Source organism: Salinimonas profundi (assembly GCF_014750655.1).
Lineage (GTDB): Bacteria > Pseudomonadota > Gammaproteobacteria > Enterobacterales > Alteromonadaceae > Alteromonas > Alteromonas profundi_A.
Genome location: NZ_JABBXD010000006.1, coordinates 1 through 12035, shown reverse-complemented (window position 1 = coordinate 12035; position 12035 = coordinate 1). Strand labels below are relative to the sequence as shown.

Below are 12035 nucleotides of genomic sequence, written 5' to 3'. Positions count from 1 at the left end.
CTTAAACGGCTAGGCTGGTGGTTTTTTAGACCACCAGCCTTTTTGCGCTGTAGGGTGTACAGTTTTTAACCCTTAACTGTGACATGAAAAGCGTACTCCGGCTCACCATATAAAAAGCATAAAACCAATAAGTTAACTAATAATTGGTTAAATTTTGTTGTATGCTGGTGAAATCGCCCGGAAAAAGGGTTGTGGAAGTTTGTTGTCTGGACATCTCAGACAGCAGGTTGGGTCATAAATCAGCAGGCTGAGGAACCCATGGTTTACTCTTATAGCGAAAAGAAACGTATCCGTAAGGATTTTGGCAAACGCCCACAGGTACTGGAAATTCCGTATCTTCTTTCAATTCAGCTAGATTCTTTCAAAAAATTTATTGAGACTGATCCTGATGCGCAACATGGTCTAGAGGCCGCATTTCGTTCAGTATTTCCAATTAAAAGTTATTCAGGCAATTCCGAACTTCAGTTCGTAAGCTATCGCCTGGGTGAACCCGTTTTCGACGTTCAGGAATGTCAGATTCGTGGCGTCACCTATTCTGCTCCATTAAGAGTAAAACTACGTCTCGTATTATTTGATAAAGAAGCCGCCCCAGGTACTGTAAAAGATATTAAAGAACAAGAAGTGTACATGGGTGAAATTCCGTTAATGACGGAAAACGGTACCTTCGTTATCAATGGTACTGAGCGAGTAATCGTATCGCAGCTGCACCGTTCACCGGGCGTATTCTACGATCACGATAAGGGCAAAACCCACTCTTCTGGTAAGGTATTGTATAACGCGCGCGTTATTCCATATCGTGGCTCATGGCTTGATTTTGAGTTTGATCCAAAAGATAACCTGTTTGTACGTATTGACCGTCGCCGTAAGCTACCCGCGACGATCATCTTGCGTGCCCTGGAAATGTCCACAGAAGAAATTCTGGAAACATTCTTTGAAAAGGTTCAGGTACGCATCGAAAAAGATTCACTGATGATGGAAGTTGTGCCGGACCGCTTGCGCGGTGAAACAGCACAGTTTGACATCCTTGATGCGGAAGACAACGTCCTGGTTGAAACCGGCCGTCGTATTTCAGCGCGTCACACGCGTTCGCTTGAAAAAGCGGGTGTGACTGAATTGGCAGTGCCTGCTGAATATCTGATGGGTCGTGTTTACGCAAACACTTATGTTGATGAAGATAGCGGTGAAGTTATCGTTTCTGCGAACGATGAAGTAACGCTTGAAAATCTGGCCGCACTGAGTCAGGCGAACATCAAAGATTTCGAGATTCTGTATATTAATGAACTTGATCATGGTTCATATATCTCGGACACCCTGCGCATTGATAGCACGACAAATCGTCTTGAAGCGTTGGTAGAAATCTATCGCATGATGCGTCCTGGTGAACCGCCAACGAAAGATGCTGCTGAGACATTATTTGATAACCTGTTCTTCTCTGACGAACGTTATGATCTGTCTTCAGTCGGTCGTATGAAGTTCAATCGTCGCTTAGGTCGCGATGAACTTACTGGTTCAGGTACCCTTGATAAAGACGATATCGTTTCAGTTATGAAGCGTCTGATTCTTATCCGTGATGGTAAAGATGAAGTGGATGATATCGATCACCTGGGTAACCGTCGTATCCGCTCTGTTGGCGAGATGGCTGAAAATCAGTTCCGTGTTGGTCTGGTACGTGTTGAGCGTGCAGTAAAAGAGCGTCTTAGCTTAGGCGATCTCGATAATATCATGCCTCAGGATCTGATTAACGCGAAACCTATTTCTGCTGCAGTCAAAGAATTCTTTGGTTCATCACAGCTGTCTCAGTTTATGGACCAGAATAACCCGCTGTCAGAAGTTACGCATAAACGTCGTATTTCTGCACTTGGTCCGGGTGGTTTGACGCGTGAGCGCGCAGGCTTTGAAGTACGTGACGTACACCCTACGCACTATGGTCGCCTGTGTCCGATTGAAACGCCGGAAGGACCAAACATCGGTCTGATTAACTCTTTGGCGAGTTTTGCACGCACTAATGATTTCGGTTTCCTTGAAACGCCATTCCGTCGAATCAAAGACGGCGTAGTGACCGACGAAATCGATTACCTGTCAGCTATTGAAGAAGGTCAGTATGTTATCGCTCAGGCGAATATTGCCCTTGATGATAATGGCGCTATCATCGATGACCTGATTCCTTCACGTCACCGTGGTGAGACAGTGCTGATGCCTCGTGCTGAAATCAGCTACATGGACGTTTCGCCACAGCAAATCGTTTCGGTAGCGGCAAGTATCATTCCGTTCCTGGAGCACGATGATGCTAACCGTGCACTGATGGGTGCCAACATGCAACGTCAGGCAGTACCTACATTACGCGCTGATAAGCCGCTTGTTGGTACTGGTATGGAACGTACCATTGCGGTTGACTCGGGTGTAACGGTTGTTGCGAAGCGCGGCGGTGTTGTTGATTACGTTGATGCCAGCCGAATCGTTATTAAGGTTGATGAAGATGAGATGCTTGCGGGTGAAGCAGGGATCGATATCTATAACCTGACTAAATATACGCGTTCTAACCAGAACACCTGTATTAACCAGAAGCCTACCTGTAACGTTGGTGACCCTATCGTGGGCGGCGATGTTCTGGCAGACGGTCCTTCGACCGACCTGGGTGAACTGGCGCTTGGTCAGAACATGCGTATCGCATTCATGCCCTGGAATGGTTATAACTTCGAGGATTCAATCCTTATTTCTGAGCGCGTAGCGCAGGAAGACCGTTTTACCACAATCCACATTCAGGAACTTAGCTGTATTGCGCGTGACACGAAATTAGGTCCGGAAGAAATTTCTTCTGATATTCCTAATGTCGGTGAAGCGGCGCTGGGCAAACTGGATGAGTCAGGTGTTGTATACATCGGCGCGGAAGTCAAAGGTGGCGATATTCTGGTAGGTAAGGTTACGCCTAAAGGTGAAACCCAGCTTACGCCAGAAGAGAAACTGCTACGTGCGATCTTTGGTGAAAAAGCATCAGATGTTAAAGACACCTCACTGCGTGTTCCAAACTCTGTGCACGGTACCGTTATCGACGTTCAGGTATTTACTCGTGACGGCGTTGAAAAAGACAAGCGTGCGCTTGAAATTGAAGACATGCAGCTTCGTCAGGTTAAGAAAGACCTGTCTGATGAATTCAATATCTTAGCCGATGGTACCTTTGCCCGTGCTCGCAACATGCTTATCAAAGCCGGCGTTGAAGAAGGCAAACTGGATAGCACACCACGTGAGAAATGGTTCGAGCTGACGTTGAAAGATGAAGACGCGCAGAACGAACTTGATCAAATTGCTGACCAGTATGCTGAGATCAAGCAAGACTTTGATAAGAAGTTTGAAGCGAAGCGTCGTAAGATTACTCAGGGCGACGATCTGGCTCCTGGCGTACTGAAAATCGTTAAGGTTTATCTGGCTGTTAAGCGTCACATTCAGCCTGGTGATAAGATGGCCGGTCGTCACGGTAACAAAGGTGTTATCTCAACAATCGTTCCGGTTGAAGACATGCCTTACGATGAGTTCGGTAATCCTGTTGATATCGTACTAAACCCTTTGGGTGTACCGTCGCGGATGAACATCGGTCAGATTCTTGAAACTCACATGGGGATGGCTGCCCACGGCATCGGTGTGAAAATCGATCGTATGCTCAAAGAGCAGGAAGCGCAGGCGAAATTACGCGACTTCCTGAAAGAAGTGTACACGCTGGGTGAAAACCACCAGGAAGTAGACATTGATAACTTCACTGATCATGAAGTGAATCGTCTGGCTGAAAACCTGCGTAAAGGCTTACCTATCGCGACACCGGTATTTGACGGTGCACGCGAAGAAGAAATTAAAGCGTTATTGAAGCTTGCGGATATTCCGGAAAGCGGACAAATCACGCTGTTCGATGGTCGTACAGGCCGCTCTTTCGAGCGTCCGGTTACGGTGGGTTACATGTACATGCTGAAACTTAACCACCTTGTTGATGACAAGATGCATGCGCGTTCTACGGGCTCCTACAGCCTGGTAACGCAGCAGCCTCTGGGTGGTAAAGCACAGTTCGGTGGTCAGCGCTTCGGTGAGATGGAAGTGTGGGCACTGGAAGCATACGGAGCGGCGTATACGCTGCAGGAAATGCTGACAGTTAAGTCGGACGATGTGAACGGCCGTACGAAAATGTACAAAAACATCGTTGATGGCGATCACAGAATGGAGCCAGGCATGCCTGAATCCTTCAACGTATTACTTAAAGAAATCCGCTCGCTGGGTATCAACATCGAGTTGGAAGAAAAGTAAGACGGCGTACGCCATAGTTTGATTTGATGGCCCGGCTGTGATGGCCGGGTTATAGAGACTGACTCCGCTGGGAGAGTATTGTGAAAGACTTATTAAAGTTTCTAAAGCAACAAAACAAGACAGAAGAATTCGATAATATTCGAATTGGCCTGTCTTCACCTGAAATGATCCGTTCATGGTCATTCGGTGAGGTTAAAAAGCCTGAAACAATCAATTACCGTACCTTTAAACCAGAGCGTGACGGCCTGTTCTGTGCACGTATCTTCGGTCCGGTAAAAGACTATGAATGTTTGTGCGGTAAGTACAAGCGTCTTAAGCACCGTGGTGTAATTTGTGAAAAATGTGGCGTTGAAGTTACATTAACCAAAGTACGTCGTGAGCGTATGGGTCACATCGAACTGGCCAGCCCGGTTGCACACATCTGGTTCCTTAAATCACTGCCATCTCGTATCGGTTTGATGCTGGATATGACATTGCGTGATATTGAACGCGTATTGTATTTTGAATCTTACGTTGTCACAGAGCCAGGCCTGACGACTCTTGAACGTAGTCAGCTTCTGAACGAAGAAGAATACCTGGATGCGCTGGAAGAAAACGGTGACGAGTTCGACGCCAAAATGGGTGCCGAAGCAGTCTTCGATCTGCTGAAAGTGCTTGATGTTGATGCGGACGTAGCGGCAATGCGTGAAGAGCTGCCAAGCATTAACTCTGAAACTAAGCGTAAGAAAATTACTAAGCGTCTGAAGCTGCTTGAATCATTCCAGCAATCTGGTAATAAGCCAGAATGGATGATCATGACGGTGCTGCCAGTGCTGCCACCGGATCTTCGTCCTCTAGTACCTCTGGACGGTGGTCGTTTTGCCACTTCAGACCTGAATGATCTGTATCGTCGTGTTATTAACCGTAACAACCGTTTGAAGCGTTTGTTGGATCTGGCTGCGCCGGATATCATCGTACGTAACGAAAAGCGTATGCTTCAGGAAGCGGTAGATGCGTTGCTTGATAACGGTCGTCGTGGTCGTGCAATTACCGGTTCTAACAAACGTCCTCTGAAATCGCTTGCCGATATGATTAAAGGTAAGCAGGGTCGTTTCCGTCAGAACCTGCTGGGTAAACGTGTTGATTATTCTGGCCGTTCTGTAATCACGGTTGGTCCTACTCTGCGTCTGCACCAGTGTGGTCTGCCTAAGAAAATGGCACTGGAACTGTTCAAGCCGTTCATTTATGGCAAGTTGGAAGGTCGTGGCCTTGCAACAACAATCAAAGCCGCTAAGAAACTGGTAGAGCGTGAAGCACCGGAAGTATGGGACGTTCTGGATGAAGTTATCCGCGAGCACCCGGTACTGCTTAACCGTGCACCTACTCTGCACAGACTGGGTATCCAGGCATTTGAACCAACTCTGATCGAAGGTAAAGCAATTCAGTTGCACCCGCTGGTGTGTGCGGCTTATAACGCTGACTTCGATGGTGACCAAATGGCTGTTCACGTACCGCTGACACTGGAAGCCCAGTTAGAAGCGCGTGCGCTGATGATGTCTACCAACAACATCTTATCTCCTGCCAATGGTGAGCCAATTATCGTTCCTTCACAGGACGTTGTATTGGGTCTTTATTACCTGACACGCGAAAAAGTGAATGGTAAAGGTGAAGGCATGGTATTTACCAGCCCGAACGAAGCAGAAAAAGCATACCGTACTGACGCCGCTGAGCTGCACGCTCGCGTAAAAGTACGTATTACTGAGTATGATGTTGCCGAAGACGGAACGAAAACAGAGCGTGTAACACTGACCGACACCACGGTTGGCCGTGCAATTTTCTCTCTGATTTTGCCTAAAGGCTTACCCTTTGACCTGATCAATCAGGCCATGGGTAAAAAGCAAATCTCGCGCTTGCTTAACGCCTGCTACCGTACATTGGGTCTGAAAGATACTGTTATCGCAGCTGACCAAATCATGTACAGCGGTTTCCATTACGCGATGATCGCCGGTGCCTCTGTTGGTATTGATGACATGGTCATCCCTGAAGCGAAGAAAGAAATCATCGACGACGCTGAAGCGGAAGTTATCGAGATTCAGGAACAGTTCCAAAACGGTCTTGTTACGGCGGGTGAGCGTTACAATAAAGTTATTGATATCTGGTCAAATGCCAACGAAAAAGTTGCCAAGGCCATGATGGATAACCTTAAGTCCGACATCGTTGTCAACGCAGAAGGCGAAGAAGAAGAGCAACAATCATTTAACTCTGTTTATATGATGGCTGACTCGGGCGCTCGTGGTAGTGCCGCACAGATTCGTCAGTTGGCGGGTATGCGTGGTCTGATGGCGAAACCAGACGGTTCAATCATCGAAACGCCAATCACGGCAAACTTCCGTGAAGGTCTGAACGTTCTGCAGTACTTCATCTCGACGCACGGTGCACGTAAAGGTCTTGCCGATACCGCACTGAAAACAGCTAACTCAGGTTATCTGACACGTCGTCTGGTAGATGTGGCGCAGGATTTGGTTATTACCAACGATGACTGTGGCACGTTCGAAGGTGTGAAGATGTCTCCGCTTATCGAAGGTGGTGATGTTGTAGAACCGCTTCGCGAACGTGTACTGGGTCGTGTTGTTGCAGAAGATGTTTATAAGCCAGGTACCGATGAGGTGCTGGTAGAGCGTAACGTGCTTCTTGATGAAGCACTCGTAGATATGCTTGAACAAAATTCTGTCGACCAGATTCAGGTACGCTCGGTTATCACGTGTGACAATGACTTTGGTGTTTGTGCCAAGTGTTATGGTCGTGACCTGGCACGCGGTCACATGGTCGCTAAAGGTGAGTCTGTCGGTGTAATCGCTGCGCAGTCAATCGGTGAGCCAGGTACACAGCTTACGATGCGTACGTTCCACATTGGTGGTGCGGCATCACGGGCTTCAGCTGAAAACAGCGTACAGGTGAAAACGGCCGGTACCCTTAAGCTGCAAAATGCTAAGACCGTTCGCAACACAGAAGACAAGCTTGTCGTAGTATCGCGTTCAACTGAATTGACCGTTACTGACTCTCACGGTCGTGAGAAAGAGCGCTATAAAGTGCCTTATGGTGCGGTATTGTCTGTGGATGAAAGTGCGGAAGTGAATGCTGGCGATATCGTTGCTAGCTGGGATCCGCATAGTCACCCAATCATTGTTGAGCGTCCGTCGAAGGTCAGCTTCTCTGATATTGATGACTCGAACACGGAAATGCAGCAGGATGAGCTGACTGGTCTGACACGTATCGTGGTTAAAGATCTGTCTAAGGTAAACGCGAAAGAACCTAAGCTGATTCTTGAAAGTGACGAGATTGGTCTGCAGGAAATTCGTCTGCCAAGCTTTACGACCATTGAAGCATCTGAAGGTAAAGTTGCTCAGACGGGTGACGTACTGGCGCGTATTCCTCAGGAAAGCTCGAAGACACGGGATATTACCGGTGGTCTGCCACGTGTTGCTGACTTGTTTGAAGCGCGTAAGCCTAAAGAGCCTGCTATTCTGGCAGAGCACTCAGGTATGGTTGGCTTTGGTAAAGAAACCAAAGGTAAGCGTCGTCTGGTAATTACACGTAAAGATTCCGGCGAGCAATACGAAGAGATGATTCCAAAATGGCGTCAGCTTAACGTGTTTGAAGGTGAACAGGTCGAACGCGGTGAAGTTATCGCCGATGGTCCTGAGTCGCCACACGATATCTTGCGTCTGCGTGGTATCAGTGCGGTATCAAACTATATCGTGAACGAAGTTCAGGAAGTTTACCGTCTGCAGGGTGTAAAGATTAACGATAAGCATATTGAAGTTGTTATTCGACAAATGCTGCGTAAGTGTCTGATCACTGCATCTGGTGACAGCCAGTTCCTGGAAGGCGAACAGGTTGAAGTTGCAAACGTTAAGATTGCAAACCGCGAACTTGAGCGTCAGGGCAAAATGCCGGCACTGTATGAGACACAGCTTCTTGGTATTACCAAGGCGTCTCTGTCTACAGAGTCGTTCATTTCAGCTGCATCGTTCCAGGAGACAACACGCGTTCTGACTGAAGCTGCGGTACAGGGCAAAGAAGACGATTTACGTGGTCTTAAAGAAAACGTAATTGTCGGTCGTCTGATTCCTGCCGGTACAGGCTTTGCGTACCACGAGCGTCGTATGCAAAAGCGTCAGGAGCAACTGGAAGAAATGTCAGTATCTGCAGCAGATGCAGAACAGGCATTAACAGAAGCTCTGAATGCCGAAACCAGCGGTGAATCATCTACTGATGAGTAACTAAGAAAGGGAGCGCTATGCTCCCTTTTGTTACGCGCAAGCAGACAAAATTGGCTTAATTTACATGGCTAACCTTTGTACAGCTTGACAGTATACGCTTTGATCATTAGAATTCCGCGACCCGATTTTTGGACAGTCTCTACGAGATAACAGAAATCAGGCGCGGAATTTTTTATTTCAAAGCCAAAAACGCATTCTGACGAGCACAGGGTGTGGTGGCGTGAAAAATAGCCGCAAAGAATGACCCGGGAATGCTCTCGGGTTTTTGTACTTTTTAATCAGGAGCTAGTTAATGGCAACAGTTAACCAGTTAGTGCGTAAGCCTCGCAAAAAGCCCGTTGAGAAAAGCAACGTAGCGGCTTTGCAAGCTTGCCCACAAAGACGTGGTGTATGTACTCGTGTATATACGACTACGCCTAAGAAACCAAACTCTGCACTGCGTAAAGTATGTCGTGTTCGCTTAACTAACGGTTTTGAAGTTTCTTCATATATCGGTGGTGAAGGTCACAACCTGCAAGAGCATAGTGTTGTTCTAATTCGTGGCGGTCGTGTTAAAGATCTGCCAGGTGTTCGTTATCACACCGTTCGCGGTACACTTGACTGCGCAGGTGTTAACGATCGTCGTCAAGCCCGTTCTAAATACGGCGCGAAGAAGCCTAAGTCATAACGGTTCTCCGTTAGTAAGGCCAAACTGAAGTAACCGAGTTTTGGGTATTCCCTGAATTCATACGGAGAAGAGAAGATGCCAAGAAGAAGAGTCGTAGGTCAACGTAAAATCCTACCAGAACCAAAATATGGTTCACAGCTGCTTGCTAAGTTCATGAATGTCGTAATGCTCGACGGCAAAAAATCTGTCGCTGAAAGAATCGTTTACGGTGCGCTTGATATTGTTGCTGAGAAAACCGGCAAGGCACACCTGGATGTATTTGAAGATGCACTGGATAACATTCGTCCGACCGTAGAGGTTAAATCACGCCGTGTGGGTGGTTCAACTTATCAGGTTCCGGTAGAAGTTCGTCCTGTTCGTCGCAATGCACTGGGTATGCGTTGGATGGTAGAAGCGGCACGTAAACGTGGCGAGAAATCCATGGCACAGCGCCTGGCAGCAGAAATGCTGGATGCAGCAGACAACAAAGGTTCCGCGGTTAAGAAGCGTGAAGACGTGCACCGTATGGCCGAAGCGAACAAAGCGTTCGCTCACTATCGTTGGTAATTTCGCTACTTTTTTAGCGATTAACTGAGAGAGACGTATGCCTCGTAAGACCCCAATTGAACGTTATCGTAATATTGGTATTGTGGCTCACGTAGATGCGGGTAAAACCACAACTACTGAGCGGGTACTGTTCTATACAGGCCTGTCACACAAAATTGGTGAAGTGCATGATGGCGCAGCCACCATGGACTGGATGGAGCAGGAGCAGGAACGTGGTATTACCATTACCTCTGCTGCTACTACCTGTTTTTGGGCTGGTATGAACCAGCAACACGAACAGCACCGCATCAACATTATCGACACGCCCGGACACGTTGACTTTACCATCGAGGTAGAGCGTTCATTACGTGTACTGGACGGTGCCGTGGTGGTGTTCTGTGGGTCTTCAGGCGTAGAGCCTCAATCAGAAACAGTCTGGCGACAGGCTGATAAGTATGAAGTGCCGCGCATGGTATTCGTAAACAAGATGGACCGTGCCGGCGCTGATTTTGAGCGAGTGATTGGACAGATTCGTAAGCGCCTCGGGGCAATCTGCGTACCAATCCAGCTGAACATCGGAGCGGAAGACGACTTTAAAGGCGTCATCGATCTGATAAAAATGAAATCAATCAACTGGAACGCTGAAGATAAAGGTATGACCTTTACCTATGAAGACATTCCGGCTGACTTGATGGATAAGGCTGAGCAATACCGTAGCGAAATGGTAGAGGCAGCCGCGGAAGCATCTGAAGCGCTGATGGACAAATACCTGGAAGAGGGTGAACTGTCAGAAGACGATATCCGCCTGGGTCTGCGTACCCGTACACTGAATAATGAAATTGTACTGGCAACTTGTGGTAGTGCATTTAAAAATAAAGGCGTTCAGGCTGTGCTGGATGCGGTAATTGAGTTTCTTCCGTCACCGACTGAAGTAAAACCTATTACCGGTATCCTGGATGATAAGCATGAAACAGAAGAGAAGCGTCGTGCAGACGATGACGAACCGTTCTCTGCGTTGGCCTTTAAAATTGCCACTGACCCGTTTGTTGGTACATTGACGTTCTTCCGCTGTTATTCTGGTGTGGTCAAGACTGGTGATACGGTCTTTAACCCAGTGAAAAGTAAGCGGGAGCGTTTCGGTCGAATTGTGCAAATGCACTCTAAAGACCGTGCAGAATTAAAAGAAGTTCGTGCTGGTGATATCGCCGCAGCGATTGGTTTAAAAGACGTTACTACCGGAGATACGTTGTGTGATCCAAATCATGTGATCACGCTGGAGCGTATGGAATTCCCTGATCCGGTTATCTCTATCGCTGTTGAGCCAAAATCACAAGCTGACCAGGAAAAGATGGGCATTGCGTTGGGTAAACTGGCCGCAGAAGATCCCTCATTCCAGGTTAAAACCGATGATGAGACTGGACAGACAATAATTTCCGGTATGGGTGAACTTCACCTGGACATCATTGTCGATCGCATGAAGCGCGAATTTAAGGTTGAATGTAACGTTGGTAAACCGCAGGTTGCGTATCGTGAGACGTTACGCAAGGCAGTGGAAGTTGAAGGAAAATTCGTTCGTCAGTCCGGCGGTCGCGGTCAGTTTGGCCACGTCTGGCTGAAAATCGAGCCACAGGAAGAAGGTTCTGGGTATGAATTCGTTAACAAAATTGTTGGCGGTGTGGTACCAAAAGAATTTATTCCTGCGGTAGATAAGGGCATTCAGGAGCAGATGCAAAATGGTGTGTTAGCCGGTTATCCAGTGCTTGACGTTAAGGTCACATTGTTTGACGGTTCTTATCATGATGTTGACTCTTCTGAAATGGCGTTTAAGATCGCCGGCTCTATGGGTTTCAAAAAAGGCGCCGCAGAAGCAAATCCGGTGTTGCTTGAACCCACAATGAAAGTTGAAGTCACAACTCCGGAAGACTGGATGGGTGATGTTGTAGGTGACCTGAATCGTCGCCGGGGCATGATCGAAGGAATGGACGAAGGTGTTGCGGGCGTAAAAATTGTACGCGCAAAAGTGCCGCTTTCTGAAATGTTTGGGTATGCCACCGATCTGCGTTCACAAACGCAGGGTCGTGCGTCATACTCTATGGAGTTCTTCAATTATTCTGAAGCGCCTAGCAATGTTGCACAAGCAATTATCGACGCTAGAAATTAAATCTAAATGAAGGTTCGGTCCGGTCTCACGGTCGGACTTTTAACTTAGGAAACGAGGAAAATGGCAAAAGAAAAGTTTGAACGTACGAAACCCCACGTAAACGTGGGTACAATCGGCCACGTTGACCACGGTA

The 12035-nt window shown here is 47.6% G+C and carries 5 protein-coding genes and 1 pseudogene; all 6 read left to right on the top strand.

Annotated features, from left to right (window positions below; genetic code table 11):
* Positions 1-258 precede the first annotated feature (258 nt).
* Entirely contained in the window at positions 259-4287 is a 4029-nt protein-coding gene (rpoB, locus tag HHX48_RS11220) for a DNA-directed RNA polymerase subunit beta (protein WP_191025527.1), read from the top strand.
* A gap of 80 nt (positions 4288-4367) precedes the next feature.
* Positions 4368-8549 (top strand): DNA-directed RNA polymerase subunit beta', encoded by a 4182-nt coding sequence (rpoC, locus tag HHX48_RS11215; RefSeq protein WP_191025145.1) that lies wholly within the window; start codon positions 4368-4370, stop codon positions 8547-8549.
* 292 nt (positions 8550-8841) lie between these two features.
* Positions 8842-9216, top strand: a complete 375-nt coding sequence (gene rpsL / locus HHX48_RS11210) for a 30S ribosomal protein S12 (protein WP_018984244.1) — start codon at positions 8842-8844, stop codon at positions 9214-9216.
* 75 nt (positions 9217-9291) lie between these two features.
* A complete protein-coding gene (gene rpsG / locus HHX48_RS11205; protein WP_139755067.1) occupies positions 9292-9762 on the top strand; it encodes a 30S ribosomal protein S7 in 471 nt (156 codons plus the stop codon).
* A 37-nt stretch (positions 9763-9799) separates the two neighbouring features.
* A complete protein-coding gene (gene fusA / locus HHX48_RS11200; RefSeq protein WP_191025143.1) occupies positions 9800-11902 on the top strand; it encodes an elongation factor G in 2103 nt (700 codons plus the stop codon).
* Positions 11903-11962: 60 nt separating this feature from the next.
* Positions 11963-12035, top strand: a pseudogene (locus HHX48_RS11195) (GTP-binding protein); the annotation flags it as partial.